This window comes from Cellvibrio sp. 25HG11W-0 (assembly GCF_057815475.1).
Window position 1 is genome coordinate 1,088,866 of sequence record NZ_CM174230.1, and the last position, 17,286, is coordinate 1,106,151.

General features: G+C 48.0%; 14 protein-coding genes. 6 read left to right on the forward strand and 8 right to left on the reverse strand.

The window, feature by feature from the left end:
• Positions 1-194 precede the first annotated feature (194 nt).
• Positions 195-2,120, reverse strand: coding sequence for a glycoside hydrolase family 2 protein (locus tag AC0KUT_RS04555; RefSeq protein ID WP_488833885.1), 1,926 nt, complete (start codon positions 2,118-2,120; stop codon positions 195-197).
• 367 nt (positions 2,121-2,487) lie between these two features.
• Positions 2,488-2,652 carry a hypothetical protein gene (locus AC0KUT_RS04560; protein ID WP_488833888.1) on the reverse strand — a complete coding sequence of 55 codons (165 nt, stop codon included), beginning with the start codon at positions 2,650-2,652 and terminating at the stop codon, positions 2,488-2,490.
• A 538-nt stretch (positions 2,653-3,190) separates the two neighbouring features.
• On the opposite strand from AC0KUT_RS04560, the gene AC0KUT_RS04565 reads away from it, so the two are divergent.
• From AC0KUT_RS04565 to AC0KUT_RS04575, 3 genes are read left to right on the forward strand one after another with little or no spacing between them, the layout of a single operon-like run.
• Complete coding sequence (locus AC0KUT_RS04565) at positions 3,191-4,900, forward strand: alkaline phosphatase family protein (protein ID WP_488833891.1); 1,710 nt, start codon at positions 3,191-3,193, stop codon at positions 4,898-4,900.
• Entirely contained in the window at positions 4,890-6,062 is a 1,173-nt protein-coding gene (locus AC0KUT_RS04570; protein ID WP_488833893.1) for a CDP-alcohol phosphatidyltransferase family protein, read from the forward strand. The genes AC0KUT_RS04565 and AC0KUT_RS04570 overlap by 11 nt, the downstream gene beginning before the upstream one ends.
• Positions 6,063-7,076, forward strand: a complete 1,014-nt coding sequence (locus AC0KUT_RS04575; protein ID WP_488833895.1) for a lysylphosphatidylglycerol synthase transmembrane domain-containing protein — start codon at positions 6,063-6,065, stop codon at positions 7,074-7,076.
• 16 nt (positions 7,077-7,092) lie between these two features.
• Here the strand turns inward: AC0KUT_RS04575 and AC0KUT_RS04580 are convergent, their stop codons facing one another.
• The 5 genes from AC0KUT_RS04580 to AC0KUT_RS04600 all read right to left on the reverse strand — a co-directional run bounded on the left by AC0KUT_RS04580 (position 7,093) and on the right by AC0KUT_RS04600 (position 11,552).
• Positions 7,093-7,983 (reverse strand): class I SAM-dependent methyltransferase, encoded by an 891-nt coding sequence (locus tag AC0KUT_RS04580; RefSeq protein WP_488833896.1) that lies wholly within the window; start codon positions 7,981-7,983, stop codon positions 7,093-7,095.
• Positions 7,984-8,040: 57 nt separating this feature from the next.
• Positions 8,041-9,183: a glycosyltransferase family 4 protein gene (locus tag AC0KUT_RS04585; protein WP_488833897.1), complete on the reverse strand. Its 1,143-nt coding sequence runs from the start codon at positions 9,181-9,183 to the stop codon at positions 8,041-8,043.
• 20 nt (positions 9,184-9,203) lie between these two features.
• The gene (locus AC0KUT_RS04590) at positions 9,204-9,581 is read right to left on the reverse strand and encodes a 6-pyruvoyl trahydropterin synthase family protein (protein ID WP_488833898.1); all 378 of its coding nucleotides are present in this window, start codon (positions 9,579-9,581) and stop codon (positions 9,204-9,206) included.
• A 60-nt stretch (positions 9,582-9,641) separates the two neighbouring features.
• Positions 9,642-10,673, reverse strand: coding sequence for a zinc-dependent alcohol dehydrogenase (locus AC0KUT_RS04595; protein WP_488833900.1), 1,032 nt, complete (start codon positions 10,671-10,673; stop codon positions 9,642-9,644).
• A 78-nt stretch (positions 10,674-10,751) separates the two neighbouring features.
• Complete coding sequence (locus tag AC0KUT_RS04600) at positions 10,752-11,552, reverse strand: RibD family protein (RefSeq protein ID WP_488833901.1); 801 nt, start codon at positions 11,550-11,552, stop codon at positions 10,752-10,754.
• Positions 11,553-12,042: 490 nt separating this feature from the next.
• Between AC0KUT_RS04600 and AC0KUT_RS04605 the strand changes: the two genes are divergently transcribed.
• From AC0KUT_RS04605 to AC0KUT_RS04615, 3 genes are read left to right on the forward strand one after another with little or no spacing between them, the layout of a single operon-like run.
• Entirely contained in the window at positions 12,043-12,465 is a 423-nt protein-coding gene (locus tag AC0KUT_RS04605; RefSeq protein ID WP_488833902.1) for a DUF6491 family protein, read from the forward strand.
• 48 nt (positions 12,466-12,513) lie between these two features.
• On the forward strand, positions 12,514-13,119 hold the full coding sequence (locus AC0KUT_RS04610) for a hypothetical protein (RefSeq protein WP_488833903.1): 606 nt from the start codon (positions 12,514-12,516) through the stop codon (positions 13,117-13,119).
• A gap of 35 nt (positions 13,120-13,154) precedes the next feature.
• Positions 13,155-14,555: a TonB family protein gene (locus AC0KUT_RS04615; RefSeq protein ID WP_488833905.1), complete on the forward strand. Its 1,401-nt coding sequence runs from the start codon at positions 13,155-13,157 to the stop codon at positions 14,553-14,555.
• Positions 14,556-14,737: 182 nt separating this feature from the next.
• Here AC0KUT_RS04615 and AC0KUT_RS04620 read toward each other — a convergent pair whose 3' ends face one another.
• Positions 14,738-17,206, reverse strand: coding sequence for a patatin-like phospholipase family protein (locus tag AC0KUT_RS04620; protein WP_488833907.1), 2,469 nt, complete (start codon positions 17,204-17,206; stop codon positions 14,738-14,740).
• Positions 17,207-17,286: the final 80 nt, after the last annotated feature.

Here is a 17,286-nt window from a genome sequence, read left to right on the forward strand (position 1 = left end):
GACGTTAAATATAGCAGTTGCGTTAGGGGCTGTCGAAGTACGTGGAATGACTCATCGCAGCAAGCGTCTCTTAATGGCTGCGATGAGTGAATCTTGTGATGGATTGAGCTAAATTCGGCGTCTCAAAGCACGTAGCTACTCGCCTTGTGTTTCATGTTCTGTTCCTTTCGTGAGAGCGTCTTGGTTTAAGTATTTTATTGGGGGGGATCTTTTTTTGCTATGTCTTGTTTTGCTGTGTCTTGTTTTGGTGCGTTTCGTATGTCGGCCTCTTGTACTGTGTACTTTTTCTCATAGATATCTTGTTTGTAGTCATAGTATTTTTTAAGAACATAAAACGCTTTTTTTGGCGTTCCTTTTTCTGACAAAAGCCCTTTGCGATTGTAGTCGTCTTGGATGCCGCTTAGTTGGCGGCGCGGTGAGCGAAAGTCTGCCAATATCCAGGGCGAGGTGCCAACCAAACCATCAATTTTATCGATCATTTTTACAGATCTTTGATAAAGATCTTCTTGGAATTCCTCCGTAAAAATTTGATCTGTTGTCCCATGATAGCCTTGGCGCGCCCCGCCACCAAACTCGCTGATGAAGACGGGCTTGTTGTAGGCGATTTCCCAGCGAACTTGATCGGCTTTTTCTGGCAGGCCATCGTACCAACCTATGTATTGATTAAAGCTCACCATGTCCACCACCTCGGCGAGAGGGTCCTCTACTACTGCGATATTAGCGTTATCGCTTCTATAGTGTTTTTCCATCGCTGCGCTGAGTAAACGGGTACTGTCGAGGCTGCGCGCTTTGTGCGCTAGGCGCGTGAGAAATTCAGTGCGCAGGGTAGATACAGGGGTTTCATTGGCCAGCGACCAAATGATAATAGCCGCACGATTTTTGTCTCGTTCAATCATAGCGCTTAGTTGGGCTTCGGCATTGTTATAGGTTTTTGGATTCTTCCATGCGATTGTCCAATACACGGGTACTTCCGACCAGACTAAAATGCCCATTTGATCGGCGAGGCGGACCATATCTTCGCTGTGGGGGTAGTGCGCGAGGCGAACCATATTGGCATTGAGCGATTTGGCCCACTCTAATAGTTTTTTTGCTTCTTGCGCATTGCGCACGCGTCCACCGCCCTCGGCAGAATATTCTTCGTGAACAGAAATACCGCGTAAAAAAATGGGTTTGTCATTAAGCAGTAATTGCTTGCCGCTGGTGCGAATTGTGCGCAGGCCAATTTGGTCGGTAATTTTATCTTTTCCAGCGCGCAGTTCAACACTATAGAGCTTGGGGCTTGCGGGAGACCATAGTTCTGCAGCGGTTGCTGCAAGTGTGAAGGTCGCAATCCCGTTGTTATCCGCGCGCAGTGTTTGTTGTATGTTTAATTCAGGCAGGCGCAGCGTAATTTTCTCGCCGCCCTTAGCGCCTTCTAAATAGACTTTTCCGCTTATTGTTTTACTGCTGGCTGAATCCAGCTGCAGTTGGTAATCGCGAATAAACAGTTTCGGCGTGACGAACAGTTTTACTTCGCGTGTGATGCCTCCGTAATTCCACCAGTCAGTATTTAACGTGGGAACGGCATCGGCGTGACGATTGTTGTTAACCCGTAGAATTAAAGAGTTGTCTTTTGGTAACAGTTTCCCGCTCACGTCGAATTGAAACGGTGTGAAGCCGCCAATATGTGTACCTAATTTTTTACCGTTGAGATAGATATCCGCACTGTAGTTCACCGCACCAAAATATAAAAATGTTCGCTCTTCTTTATGGGTGCTAGGGGCATCAAATTTTTTGCGATACCAAATGCTACCTTCGTAGTAATACAGTTTTTCTTTTTGCGTATTCCAATCGCCGGGCACTTGCAGTTGGTCGGCCTTATCAAAGTCATACTCAATTAAATCTGAAGGTGATTGGGGTTTGCTATCGGTGAAAAATGCATTTTTTGACGGTGCGTCCTGTTGGTCAAAGGCTTCATAGCGATAGTTGTAAAAGCCATTGTCATAGGGGTCAACAATATAGCTCCAGTTGCCATTGAGTGATGTAGCCGGGCGGTTGTATGACTGAATATTGAGGTCGCTGGCAACGCTGTTAAGGTTAAGTAGTGCGAGCAGTCCGCAACAGATGCGTAGATAGTGCATAGGTGAGTCCTTATGACGTTATTGTTGTTTGGTAGTTGCAGGGATTTTAGTACGATTTGCACGTGGGTATTTTGCTTGTGGCGTTATTTTGGGTAAATAAGTGTTAAATGAGGGAGTGGGGGAGGAGGCTTGTAGCTACGGCCAAGTGATGTGGTACTGAACGCTGGTAGCGCAATCACTATGGGCTGCTGTAGTGATGTTCGCATTAGTAGCGGCGATGTATGTGATTTTGTTGTGAACTCTATGCGGATGAATTTTAACTAGGTAAATATACGTAACTAAAACAACTAAAAACAACTTCAATCACTTCATAAGTTGCCGCTATATATCTATAGAGGAAAGCAATTGCGCAACTTGGGCCTTAATCTTAGTAGCTTGAGGTTATACGGCCTGAATCAAATAAACTTAATGCAAAATTTAGGTGTGTTGTTGTCTCGCTGACCAAAACAAAGCTTTCCATGGTAAATATAATCGCGGCACCAATGAGTGCGGGCATTATAAGTGTGCGAATAGTGTTGGGGATGCTTTTCATTACGTTTTCTCCTCTTGCATAGTTCGAGTGTAGGTTAATTGAAAAATAATTGATAACTATCTCTCGTTTTTTATAGATTTTTTAATGGTTTTTTTGGTCGCTCTTATGGCCCTAAGGACTTTGCACCTATTTTGCGTGGAGAATATTAAGTTGAGCTTAAGTTGCGCTTTTTGAGTGCCTTTTGTTTTTCAAAAAAAATTATTTATTGGTGCAAGAGCTATTAGGCCTTTACGTTTTTTTATTTCTCTTACACTGCCTGCTTTTGTGCTCCTGCCCTCCTGATTAGGCCGCTGTGGTAACGAACTACCTTTAATCACCTGATTAACAAGGTGGCATGCTTACGTTTTACTGGATGAGTATTGCAGTTGTGTGGGGACAGGTATAGCTGTTCGATCCTAAAAACACTTGGTGCATAGCCTGAAATTGCGGTCTTAGATGATTTGTTTGTTAGAATGGCGGCTTAAAACACTAATAATAATGCGACCTTGCGAGCAGTTCGGTTTTGCGATGCTGCTATAGCCTCTATTGGGAACCCCTCATGTTTTTCAACTCTCTTAGCAATACGTCGCCGTGGCGTAACAAATGGCAGCTATCACTTAGCCTATTGGCATGTGTGTTCTTGTTTTTGGTGCTAGTGCTGCCCAATCGTCTGAGCTGGATTACACCGCTGTCGCTCCTGTATTTCCCATTGGAATTGTTGCTCTTAGGTTTGCTCTTGATGCTACCTAGGCGCCTCGGGCTGTTTATGCGCGCCTTGGCGACCTTGGTTTTAGGTGTTGGGTTGCTGGTCAAGTTGGCGGATATGGGCTGCTATCAAATTTATGCGCGCCCGTTTAACCCTATTTTTGATGCCTACTTGCTTGGCAATGGCGTGCAGTTGTTGCAGGGGACGCTGGGGCGGCCTGGTGCTTATGCTGTGGTAGTGCTATTGCTGGCTGCGGTGTGCGTTATTTTTTGGGTTGTATACGGGGCGCTTGGGCGCGTGCAGCAACTCGTACAGTATCGGCCGCGCGCTGCGGGTGCGGGTTTGACAGTAGCGCTGCTGCTGTGGGGGCTTTTGAGTTGGACCGGCGTGTCGCGCATGTCTACCTATTTTTATGATCTTATGTCCATGCATATGGACTCCACTCTAAAAAGTATGACCGAGCTAAGTCGCTTTACTCTGTTGCTTGAGCAAGACCCCTACCGTGATGTGCCCCGTGAGCGTTTTTTTAGCAAGTTGCAGGGGAAGGATGTGCTGTTGGTTTTTATTGAATCCTATGGTCGCACTCTGCTCGATAAGCCTGAGTTTGCTGCTCAAGGTGCTGCTGCCTTGCGCCAAGCAAATCAAACCTTGGCGGCCAGTGGCCTGCAGTCGCGCAGTGGTTTTTTGCGTTCGCCGACGATGGGCGGTTTGAGCTGGCTGGCTCACGGTACAGTTGCGTCGGGTCTGTGGATCGATAGCCAAGTTCGCTACGACGGGCTCATTATGAGCCAGCGTCTGTCTTTCAATGCATTATTCAAGCGTGCTGGCTGGCGTTCTGTGGCGCTCAAGCCAGCGCACACGATCCCTTGGCCGGAAGGCGCTTATTTTGGTTATGACCAAGTCTATGCCGCCAAGGATTTGGGTTATGCGGGGCAAGCCTTTAACTGGGTGACAATGCCTGATCAATATGTGCTTTCGGCATTTGAGCGGCTTGAACGTCAGCCCCATCACCCCCCTGTTTTTGGCGAGTTAGCGCTTATTTCCTCGCACGCGCCCTGGACGCCTATCCCGCATTTGGTGGATTGGACGAAGGTTGGCGATGGTCGCATTTTTAATGACCAAGCCAGTTCAGGTGCAAGCCCTGAGGAAGTATGGAAAGACCCTGCGCGCATTCGGGCGCAATATGCGCTGTCAGTGGAATATGCACTGGCGAATATTGCCTCTTACGCGGCTACCTATGGCGATGACAATTTGGTGATTCTGGTATTGGGCGACCACCAGCCTGCACCCATAGTCACGGGCGAAACTGACAATCGCGATGTTCCCATTCATCTCATCGCGCGCGACCCTGCAATTATTGACGCTATAGCCGACTGGCGGTGGACGGAAGGTATGTTGCCCGCTGTAAATGCGCCGGTGTGGCCCATGAGTGAATTGCGCGATCATTTCATTCGTGCTTTCTCGGATGAAGGCTTGTGGCCCGCGCCTATTTTAACTGCCGTTTCGAATAGCAGCACTCACACATCTAAAGTTGAGCGGCAAGTGGATCCTCATGCACAGTGATGGATTGCAGAATGAGCCGCTGCGCAGCCTAGAGCGCGAACTTAACGGCATAGGTCTGTTTGGTGTTTTAGCGCTGTTAATGGCCAGCGTTGTTTTTGCGCAGCACAGCACTTGGCTGGTTGCGGGGCGCTGGCTATTATTGGCGGCCTTGGTGTGGGGCTATGTTTATCGCTGTGCGCACTTACGCCTTGCGCTGAATTGTGTTCAAGCTGCTACAGCACTTTACTCCAATCTGGGTTGGGCGAATCGTCTTACGCTGTTGCGCGGTGGGCTCATCGCGGCTACTGCAGGTTTTATAGTGGTGGATGAGCGCTGGGCATTGTGGCCTGCCATTTTTTACAGCATCGCCGCTGCGCTCGATCGTATTGATGGTTTTGTTGCGCGTCGCACCGAGCGTGAAAGCTTGCTGGGCAGTGAGTTGGATACCGCCTTTGATGCTTTGGGTTTGCTCGTGGCACCCTTGCTCGCGGTGCTGCTGAATAAACTGCACCTTTCCTTTTTATTGGTAAGTGTGGCCTATTATATTTTTATCTGGGCACTGCGCCGGCGTGGGCGTTTGGGTTTGCCTTGCTATGAACTCATGCCCAATTTTTTGCGGCGCAGCCTTGCTGGGTTTCAGATGGGTTTTGTCGCGCTGGCGCTCTGGCCAATTTTTCCTGCAGCCATGACGCAACTGGTAGGCGTGGCGTTTACTCTGCCGATACTCGTGGGGTTTGTGGTGGATTGGCTGGTGGTGTCTGGACGAATTAATTCGCAGCTGGCGCAAACGCAGCGCCAGTTTGAGCAACTTGAGCAATTCAGTTTTACCGTTTTACAGCCGCTCATGCGCTTTGGTTTGGTCATTGCTCTTGGCGTTTTGTACACAACAATACAGGTTTCTACTGTCAGCTTTTATCTCGCACTCTCGGGCCTTTTAGCTGTCGTTTTCGGTTGCCTCGGTCGCCTTGGTGCATTGCTGTTATTAGTGATTGTAGCCTTAGAAGCAACGGCCTACAGCGCGAGCTTCGCACTCCAGTGCGCAGTATTTTTAAGTAGTTGGATTTTGCTGTTGGGCACGGGGCGATTTAGCGTTTGGCAGTGGGATGATCACTGGGTCCAGCGCTACGATGGTGCTGCACAGTCGGCGACTCACGCCAGTGCCAACCACAAAGACGCGCGCTAAATGACAGTCGCGCACGCCGCTTGGCGTAAATACCTACCGAAAATATTATGGCTTGTGGCCTTGCTAATGGTGGGCGCTATTCTCAGTCAACTGCCGTTTGCAGATTTACGTGCGAATCTTGCGCAGCTCAGTATTGGGCAATGGATATTTTGGTTGAGCTTAAATGCTGCGATTATTCTCGTGCTTAACGCGCGCTGGTGGCTGCTCGGTCGCGCGTTGCAATTACCGCTCAGTTTCCAGCGTTTGCTGTTCATTCGCCAAGCGGGGCAGTGCATTAGCTTTATTACTCCCGGGCCGCAATTTGGTGGTGAACCATTGCAACTCTTGTGGCTGTGGCAGCGAGGAAAAATTCCGCTAGCCGATGCGCTATTGGTGTTAGGCGTGGATCGATTCTATGAATTTTGGATCAACTTCAGCCTCTTATTAATTTGCGTGTTGTTACTGCTCGCATCGCCGGCAACTCAGCTTGCTGCTTGGTCAAATGTCGCTTTAGCACTCGCGTTGGTGTTAGTGGCGATGATGGTTTGTATCAGCTGGGCATTGCAACGCCCTGCAGGTATTTTTAACTGGCTAGAGCGGATTGCGCGACACTGGCAGCAAGATCAGCGTTTAGCCACTATAGACACCCAATGGCAGCAACTCAGTGCAAGGTTTAAGCAACTGTTGGTGCAGCAAAAAAGCAGTTTGTTAAATGCTTTGTTGCTCTCACTGCTGGCGTGGCTGGGTTTATTGGGCGAACTCTATGTATTGCTACATTTTTTTAGTTTAGACGTGAGCGGCACACAATTTTTAGTGATTCTGGTTGCTATGCGCTTGTCTTTTTTATTGCCGTTGCCCGGTGCTATAGGCACTCTCGAAGCCGCATTGCTCTGGGCATTTCACAGCCTTGACTTGCCTGTTGGTGCAGCAGTAGGCGTGCTGGCGCTCATGCGCTTGCGCGATGCTGCGGTATTGCTGTTGGGGCTTTGGTGTTTGCGGCGGCTGCAGGTTCCTAGCCGCAGCGCTGCGTACTAAACCATACTGATCGATTTTATTTTATTCCAAAGCAATCGCTATTCTCTGCGACAAAATTCAACTCCCCAGCGGCTAATTGCGCGTGCCGTACTGCGAGCCATTCGGCAATGCCTGCAATCTGCGGTAGAGCGCTTTCAATCGTCGCTAAAATATTGGCGACAAAACGCCCTTGTGAATCGGTTGCGCTATTGGGTTGTAGTTGCCAGTGGGAATCACCCTGTGCAATGAGCGCATAACATTGTTGTTGTAACCAATTTCCGAGCAGTGCGCCAGTGCGGCTAGGCTCCCAGTCGAGATCAGGGAAGCGGCTATTCATGTCGGCGTGGTAAGCATTAAAAATAATTTCATCCAAGTCGTGTGCGGGTTTGAACGTGGTGGTACCAGCATAGTTGAGGCTGAAATAAAACGCGCCTTTGGTGTCGAGTAAATTGAGCAGTTGGGGTAGGGCTAGGGGCACTGGCAGTAAATCCACAACCGCGTGGCCGATCATTAAGTCAAAGCTTGCAGGTGAAAAACCTGCGTGAATATTAAGTGCATCAGCGCAGTGCCAGTGAATATCTATCGAGTTTGATCCAGTGCTGATTTGCCAGTGAGTAGGGGTAACTTGATCAAAGTGAGCCGCATTCTTTTCGCACCAGTGATTAAGGCGCGCAGCGGCAGCGGCGCAAAACTCCGGTTGTATTTCTATGGCGGTATAGTGACAGTGGCCAAGCAGCTTTGCATCCAGTAGCCGCTCAATCATAGTGCCTATACCAGCGCCGAGTTCAATAACGCGCAGCGGCGTTTGCGCTGGTCGCTGGCCGCACCATTGCGCGAGCGCCGCCCAAACCTCTTGGTTTAGGCTTTGATCGTCGAGCGCTTTTTTATCGGCGAGATATTGGCTGTAGTCGAAGTTCTCTTGTTTCATCTTATGGTCATTTCGTTTTTTTTCGATTCATATTCAGGGCATGACAAGATTTTTTTGTCAGGCAGTTTTTTTATTAACAAAGCCGCGTAAAAACTGGCGAGTGATTTCGTTGCTCTGATCCCATGTGGGATGCGCGGCAAAGGCAGCTAGCGCATGTTGGCTCATGCTCCAGAGGGTGCCGCGATGCTGGTGTAGAAACTGTAAATCCATCGCGAGTGCATGGGCATCGCCCGGTGGAATTAAATAGCCGTTTTCGCCCTGCTGAATAATTTCGTGGGCCGCACCAGCGCGTGTACCTATTACGGGTAGGCCAAATTGCTGCGCCTCCACATAGACAATGCCGTAGCTTTCAAATGCTGAAGGTAACACCATTACATGATGTTCTTGGTAGCGCTGAATTAGTGGTTTACCGCTGAGTGGTCCCACTATTTTTACGCAATGGCGCAAGTGGCTTTTTTCAATCATCGAATTTAATTCTGCAACGTAATCCGGCTCCATGTCCACGCGGCCTACTAGTGTTACCTCATAGTCTTCCACATCTAAGTAGCTGAGTGCTTCAAGAATTAGATGCGTCGCTTTGCGGCGAATGATATTTCCCACCGCTAAAATGCGCAGCGGCCCCGGTGCCGTCATGCGCTGGTGTATAGACTCTTTATCTATGCGCAATACAGGCGCTGTGGGAGTTGGGTTGTGTGCAGTGGCTGGCGGTGCCATGGTGAAATGATTACCTGCCGGTACAGCAATACAGTGGGGCGGCAATTGGTTGTCCAATAGTTGTCGCGCTTGAGCTTGAGTGGTGCGGCTGTTAAGAATAAATCCCTGCACCGAGCCTAAGTAGCGGTGCTCCAGGGCGCGTACCAACCAACCGCTATACCATGGGTGATGGTCGAAGCTAGTAAATAAATGCACCAAGCTAATGAGTGGCAATTTACAGCGGTGCGCGAGGCGCTGATTGCTAAATGCCAAGGAGGGATGGGTCAATTCATCCTGAATTAAAATATCCAATTTGGCGGCGCAAATTTGTGCAAAAAGTTTCCGCCCCAGCTGATTTTTTACATGCAGCCAATAGCTGGCGTGAGGCATGGTGAAAACACTTACCTCATCGCCGTTGCGCCGTAAATAATCTACCAGTAGGCGGTTATACAAATAACCGCCGCTTAGATCATTCATGTCACCGTAAATCAGCAGGCCGATTTTCATAGTAGTTAGTTCGCGGGTAATCAGTAGGCTTGAGTGTAACCAGCCCAGCAGGTGGTATTTTCCCACAGTTTTATTTTAAGCGTGCCCTTACCTGGAGGGCAAATGGCCGCGAGCAATTTCTCGCACAGAATGCGGCTGAAGTGTTCGATGCTGGGATTGATTCCCGAAAATTCAGGCTGGTCATTAAGCATTGCATCGCGAAATTGGCCGATGATTTTATCCAGCGCCGCTTCTACCGCGACTATATCTACTAGGTACCCGTGTTGATCCAATTGCAGTGCTTCAATACACACTTCTAATACGTAGTGATGTGCATGGGGCGAATTTTCGCTGCCCCAGTCGCCGCCAATTAAATAGTGGTTGGCAATAAAGTCACGGCTAACACCCAAGCTATACATAATGTGCTCTCTTTAAAAAAAATTAATTGAAATTAATATCGCAAAAATAATTAGCACAACTTAGTAGTGAATAATCGCCTGCAAAATATCCTGCGGTGCTTGATCGAGTTGTTGATAAATAACAGCCGCGTCTGCAAGTGGCACTCTATGGCTAATAAGTTGTTGCGGTTGGGTGCGGCGAATCATATCCCAGGTGCAATCAAAGCGCCGCGCCTTATCCCAGCGGCCCATCAACTCCGGTGCAATGCTACTGACCTGGCTGGTGGTAATGTGCAGGCGGTTGCGATGAGCGCTGCCGCCGAGATGAATGGTGGCTGTTTTGTTGCCGTACCAGCTACCCAGTACAATTCGTGAGCTGTAGCCGCTAAGTTCTATCGCGAGATTAACCGCTTGGGGGGCGCCACTGAGTTCGAGAATAAGGTCGGCACCCAAGTCGCCAAGGTTCGTGCGCACGCGGGCGATGGCCGTAGTGTCAGCAGGGTTAAAGGTTGAATGGGCGCCCAATTCACTGGCGCGTTTACAGCGCATGCCATACATATCGGCAGCGATTAAATTGGCGAGTGGGAACTGAGCTAAAAGTTGCGTTGCCAGTAAACCTACAACACCTTGGCCGAGAACAATAACGCGCTCCCCCAGCAATGGTTTAGCATCCAACATGAGGTTGACGGCGGTTTCCATATTCGCTAAAAAAATGGCAGCCTCGGGGCTTATGTCATCGGGCACCGGAATTAAACATTCCACCGAGCTGTGGAAGTAGCTCGCATGGGGTTGAAAAGCAAATACGATTTTCCCCAGCCACTCTTTCTCCACTTCTGCACCGAGTGCTTCAACGCGCCCGACGCACGCGTAACCATACTGTAGTGGATAATTCGCCGCGTGACTGAGGCTTGCTAAGGTTGCATCTAGTGCTAAATTATCGGGCAGCTGGCCGCGATAAACCAAGAGTTCTGTACCTGCACTAATACCTGAGGCAATGCTCGCCACACGCACTTCATGGGCGCTGAGCTGCGCCAAAGTCTGGGTGCGAATATCAATGTGGCCCGGCGCGGTAAACCAAAGTTGTTGCGCCTGTACGGAATCAGTAATTGTCATAAAATTATTATCGAGGGCTCATTTTTTGGAATACTGGTTACAATAGGAAAAAGCTGCAGAGGACTGAAAAATTCGGGGTCACGAATGCGCGGGCGCTTGGTAGTGCAAATCGCCCCACACCATTAAATCACCGCCCAGCGCTTGAGACTGCAGCGCCTTAATGCGCGGTAATTGGCTCTTGCAGGTTTTGCCGAGATCGCCAACGCTCTTATAGCCGCCCACCAGCGTAGGGGCAACAGTCAGCACTATGGCATCGGCCATTTGCTGTTGTAAAAATGAAGTAATCACTTCGCCGCCGCCTTCCACCATCAGTGAACGAATACCACGCTGCCAAAGCAACGCCAGTGCATCCCTTAAGTTAACGCGGCCGTTTCCATCGAGTGTCAGCACTTCGACGTTAGCACCAAGCTTCCCGCTATCTACTTGAGTTGTTAACACCCAACAGCGTGCATCGCTGCGCTGGCATAGGCGCGCGCTGGGTGGAATGCGCAGTTGGCTGTCGAGCACAATCGGTTGAGGGCTAGTTCCTGTGCAGTGGCGTACGGTGAGTAGCGGGTCATCGGCTAGTACGGTGCCTATGCCCACTAAAATGCCTTGATGAAAACTGCGCAGTTGGTGTGTCAATTGACTGGATTCGCTACCGCTTAAAGCTAAGGCTTCTTGTGAGTTCATACTGATACTGCCGTCCAAACTCTGGGCGTAGCTCAGTGTCACAAAAGGGCGCAGTGCTTTTGTATTCGTCGTACCAGCCTGTTGGTGCAGGTAGAATTCTTGTTGGCGCTGTGCAAGCCAAGTCTCCAATTGTTGATGGAGTGGTACAGGCAGAGTGCCGAGGCTAGTAGATGTGGTCGTTGAAGGTGGGGCGACAAGCTGACTCATAAGCGAACATCTGGCTGAAAGTAAATGTTGCAGCTTGGGTGTAAGCCTGCACGGCGCGCTATGCGCTTGAAATTGTGAGTTGTCGTCAGTGTTGAATTATTAAATGGCCGCATTTGCACTAAATCATTGGGCGTTGCCAAATAATAAATTAGCGATGAATACAGGGCGGCAGGGCTTATTGGCTGAGCGAAAACATCTAGCCGGAGTCTACCCGCGCCCCTTGCGAGCGTCAATGAATTAGGCTAAACCTAGGCTGGATTGCGTGCAGTTTGTGACGCCTAGGGCAATGGCACTCAAGCCCAGTGCGGTCATCAGAATGGGTGGTCGTAGCGATTTGACATTGCATCTGCACGATGGGTTAAATATTTTGCTTAATCCGATAAAAAATAGCGGCTCCTCTTACGCAAAAAAATATTAGACTTAGCAGACAGCCTCATACACGCCAGAATTTCGTGCATTAACGCGCCGATCACTTTATCCGAGGAAAAAAATGAACGCTTACCTAGGTATATTTCTTAGCTTATCGATTGCAGCTCTCAGTGGTTGCAGCACCTCAGGCGAAAAGCCCAAGGTCAACTTCTATAAAACCCTGGCGGATACCACGGGTCAGAATGGGCGAGCATGCTTCTATCAAACGGATGTTCGCGGTTTCGGTACGCTAGATCATGATGTCATGTCAGTGAATGCGGGCAACCGGTATTATCTGGTGACGTTTTTGCCGGGGTGCAATGACTTGCAAGTGTCCTGGCATGCTGCCTTTGGGGGTTTTTCGGGAGAAATTTGCGGTGGTGGTGTCAGTAAGGTGTATGTGAGCGATGACAGCTGTAATATTCGCCAAGTGTTCAAGTTTAATAATCAAAAGGAGGCTTTTGCCGCTCTTGATCGGGCAACTAAAGTCTACGATGCGCAGTAAATAGTAGTTATTAATGGTTAAACGGATCAATTATTTAATGGAGCTTATATGAATCTATTCTCAATGGTATATCGCAGTCTTATTTTTTCTGATGGGGAAAATGTTGCCTGGGCAAAAATTAGTGTTGCAAAATTAATTGCCTTGGGTTCGATGGTGGTCTTGAGCGCTTGCAGTACTCAATATTCTGCATCTCGCGCGGCTGAAAATTTCGAGTTTCCTAGCGATGTGAATGATTGGGTCGCTCCTGTGAGTAGCCGCCAGAAACAACTTCACTTAAAAGCAGTATTAGGTGTCGATACTCGCGCTTATATAACATTTACCGAAAGTAACCCTAAGAAGAAGCCTCACGTCAACGAGTTGTTTTATCTGGAGTTCTCGGATAAAGACTGTTCTGGCGGTCACCGAGTGAGAATTAGTTATTACGAAAGCGAAAACATACTGCGTTCAGTTTATTTTGATGAGCTTGTGCCATGGGGTAAGAGCGTGCAGGTAGATATAGCCTGGCAAGATCCTAACACTGTTCGTGCAACAGTGAATAAAGAGACAAAGGAAATATCCCTTGAGAAAACGAATTTTCGCTTTCTTGCCATCACCAGTGGTCCTAAACCTATTCATATTGAAAGTATGAGTTTCAATCAGCAAGTACCTGAGTAATTTAAAAAATAATATAACTGATCAAGGAAGTATCTATGAAAATGAAATTCTTAAAAATATTAAGCAGCATTACCTTTTGTTTGGGCACTAGTTTTTTGCTCCTAAATCCTGCGCGAGCAGATTTTGATTTGGCGATGAGCTATTACACCAAGGGTGAAATGGCTAAGGCCCATCGTGAATTTCTTGAGGCGGCAAGCTTTGGCGACCATCAGGCGCAATACAATGTAGGTGCAATGTATTATCGCGGGGAAGAGGTCGCGAAAGATGCCTTACAGGCCTATGCGTGGTTTAGTGTGTCCGCGCAAGACCCAACACTTACGTCGGGTGATCTTGCCAAGCGAGTTTACGCGCGTTTTACTGACCAACAAAAAGCCGAAGCAGATGCAATACTGGCACAGCTAATGGAAAAATACAGCGATGCAAATGTTGAGCGCAGCCTTACGCCTATCTTTACCGGCGGAAGCGAATTAACGGAACAGTTCCGTGCGTTAAAGAAAGTTATTCCAGAGTATCCAATAAGTATGTTGCGAGTTGGCAGATCTGGCTTTGTTGATGTTTTTTATAGTGTTGGTGAAGACGGCACAACGCGAGACTTTATTGTTTATTATGCATCCGACAAGGCCTTTGAGCGGGAGGCGATAGATGCCTTGCGCCAATGGCAGTACCAACCGCTGGTGGTAGATGGTAAGCCGAAAATAGTGAATGGCCTTAAGAATCGCTTCCAGTTTTATATGGAGGGCGGAAAATATAACATTAAAAAATTAAAATCGATCACAGCTGAGCTGAAAGCGGAGGCTGAGAAGGGTGATGCACGTAAGCAATTAGAATATGCCTATCTTATCGATTCAATACCGTCATTTACCGATGAGTTCGTACCAGAAGATAACCCCAATGAGTGGTACGAAAAATCAGCCAGCTCCGGCAGCTCTATTGCGAGCTATCTGTTAGGCCGTAATGTTCTCTATGGGACTATGTGCACGGCCGACTCTCATAAGGGTATGGGGTGGCTACTAAAAGCGGCCCATCAAAATCTCACCAATGCTCAATATGCGCTCGCGCTAGAGGCACTGAGCGGCGCGCGTTTTGAAAAAGATATTAACAAAGGCTTTTATTGGATGCGCAAAGCGGCGCGGGTTAATACGGCGGCACAAATGCGTTTGGCATGGTTGCTCACCACCAACCCCGATGAAAAAATGCGCAACCTTGCAGAGGCAGAGGAAAGCCTCGCAAAAATAGATGAAGACAGTATTTATGATAAGCAAACGCTCTATCAAGTTCGCGCTGCTGTAGCCGCTGAAAAAGGCGATTTTAAACAAGCATTAAAATGGGAGCAAAAAACGCGTTCAGATGCAAAAAGCTTAGACCTTCCGCTCACGCATATCGATAAACGAATCGCATCCTACAAGGCTAAGCAGCCTTGGCGCGAAGCGATTTAAAACACGCTTAGTGCCAAGGTGCTGGCTTTTTCGTGGATACTAATTAACAACAATAGAGTTTAATCAATACAGTATGAAATTGTGCGGTAAGAAGCGATCTTGTAAAGCGCTATGCTGATTATCAATGGGCTACCGCCATTGTTAAAAAAGGCCTCTGTATAATACCAGAGGCCTTTTTATATTTAACGCAGTAGGTTTTTTAGATTGTCCCCAGCGGTGTTCGCCGTGAAATTGCCAAGTGCGCGATAGACTTCAAATTGTGTTTCATCAAAATATTGATCGCTGGTGTCCTCGTGGGGATATTTGCTGTTCGCGCTGCGATAATAATGTAAATACTCGGGCTCTTTACCGGTAAAGGCCAGCTTCAAATAGAGGAACCGCCCAATCTCCCCATTGGAGTATTCAATTACCCCTTCAGCAAAATTACTAGGCGACAGTGTGTTTGCCGGCCGAATGTCTGCGACATTCAGAGTAATGGTAATACCAAAGTCAATCGCTGCGTAACGCTGCAGGGTTATAAGCCCGCCAAACGTAAGGGTTTCATCTGCTTCAGCATCAATACAAATAATAGTTTTACATTGGCGTTTGAGCAGTTCATACACGCCTAGGTTTTCCAGGTGCCCACCATCTGAACAATTAATATAAGGCGTTCGCTCACTGGCCGAGCCAAAGGCTTCTCTTATTAAATAGGGCAGTCCTGGTGGTCTAAAACGGAAATTATACTTAGTATCATTTTTGGTGAATTTACTGGGGTTAGGCAACCAATAATTTAAGCGCATATTTAACAGCGTCAATAAAAATCGCAGCGGGTTAATGGTGCCTACGCCCATGTTGGGCGATACCGCTGCCGCAGAAATAGCCATGGCAGTGGCGAAATTAAAATGCTTATCAGCAGCCTCTACTGCGATAGTGGGGCTGTAGCCGGTAAAGTCACTGCCGCAAAAACGTTTGGTTAAAATAAAGGGTATGGAGCGCCGCGAGCGCAATTGTGGGTTGCTGCTGCCCTGTAGGTTTAAGGTGGTATTGATGATGTGGTAAGGCGCGCTGCTCTTGGTACCGTTAAGTTCGCTCATTTTTAGGGTGTCAGCGTGAGCGAGCTTGCCGTCTTTCGCTGTAATTAAAAATGTGCGGCTCAAGCGGTCGCGATAAAAGGGGTGTAGGGAAAAGCGGTTAATGCTAATGAAAAAATAATTGTACAGCCAAACGGCTAATCCCATTAAATAAATCCACCACTCAGCATTGCCGCGCGACAACTGTAATTGACTAACACGCAGCATCTTGCGGTTTGGTCTTAAATGTAACGCTGTAGCCAGCTCATGCGCGCCTGCCGCGCGCAATAAAAACCCAACACTAAACTCATCTACTATAGCGACATCTATACGGGCATTTTCGTCCGTGGTTAAAAAGCTGCTATCCCGTAAAGCAGGGCACTCAAAGTGAATATTATTGTTGAGGTAAGACGTAATGGTGCAGCTGCCAGTATCAATATATTTGGTGTTAAGAATAGGTACTAGTAGTGCCTGAAGGTTGGCTGCAACAGCCTTGTCCAATTCATAGGCTTGGCTGGCTAAAGCCTGTTCAGGCGCGCTGGCCTTTTGTTCAAGAATGTCGCTGTAATAATTCAGCACTTCTGAGGCGTCGCTGGTGTGTTGTACTTTCAGTGCAGCTCTAGACGTATCACTTAGGTCATAGCTAAATGGTGAGTTAACCGCTTCTATACAAAAGAACAGATACATTAATACCAACAATAAGGGCGCGAATAGGCTGCTTACAACCAAAATTAATTTTGCGCGCAGCATCATATAACCCACAACCAATGCTACAACCAAGGCGCAACCTGCAATGGCGATGCTATTGGCGTGATTGGTTATAAGGCTGTTAATGTCGATTAACAAGGTGGTGGCGTTGTAGCCAACGACCTTGCGTAAAAAATGCAATAAAGGAATGGATAGTATGGAGACGAGTGCGACCACACTATAAATCACAAACCGATTATCGGCGTTGTCCCGCCCCAGCCAACTCAGTCGCTCTTTAAACATAGGTCGCAGTATAAAACCAGCAAGCAGCGGGATAACACCCATCATCAGCGGAAAGAAAAATTGAATCTCCGCGCTAAACCGCCCAATAACTTCCAAGAATAACTCGGTTAAAAAAACAGCGAAAATAACCATCGGGAAAAAGGTTAAAACACTGCGCAGTACACCTTCCATAAATAAAATAGGAATTCTAAGGCCGCGCATAAAACCGCTAGCGCGCAAATATTCGCTGTAGTTGCGAATATGGTTGAGTGCATCCGGCTCATGGCGATCTTTCTTTTCAGTTAATAGCTTCAGGTTTTCCGCATCATCTTTGGCGAGCGCGCTCACGCAGCTGCCAATATAGCCGCCCCCAGAAACCGTAGAAAGGTAATCGATTTTAGAAAACAGTTTATGGTCAATAAGGTACTGAATAACCCCAAGGCAAAAAGATGCCGAGCGAATCCCCCCGCCTGAACACGCCAGCCCTACCAAATTATTTTGAGTGGTAAAGGCATTCTGTGGGGGCGCTGCCTGTGCTTCTTCCGCACAATTAGCGCGCCGTGCCGCAATATCTTCTAGCTCCAGGGGGAATACTTCCGCTTGAAACTTCTCAGTCTTAAGGTTATCGCTCATGGTGGTTATTCCTTTGGGGAAAGGTTTTGCTGGTGGTAAGTTGAAGTTGCCGTACTTATTATTGTGTCGCTTAAAATTCT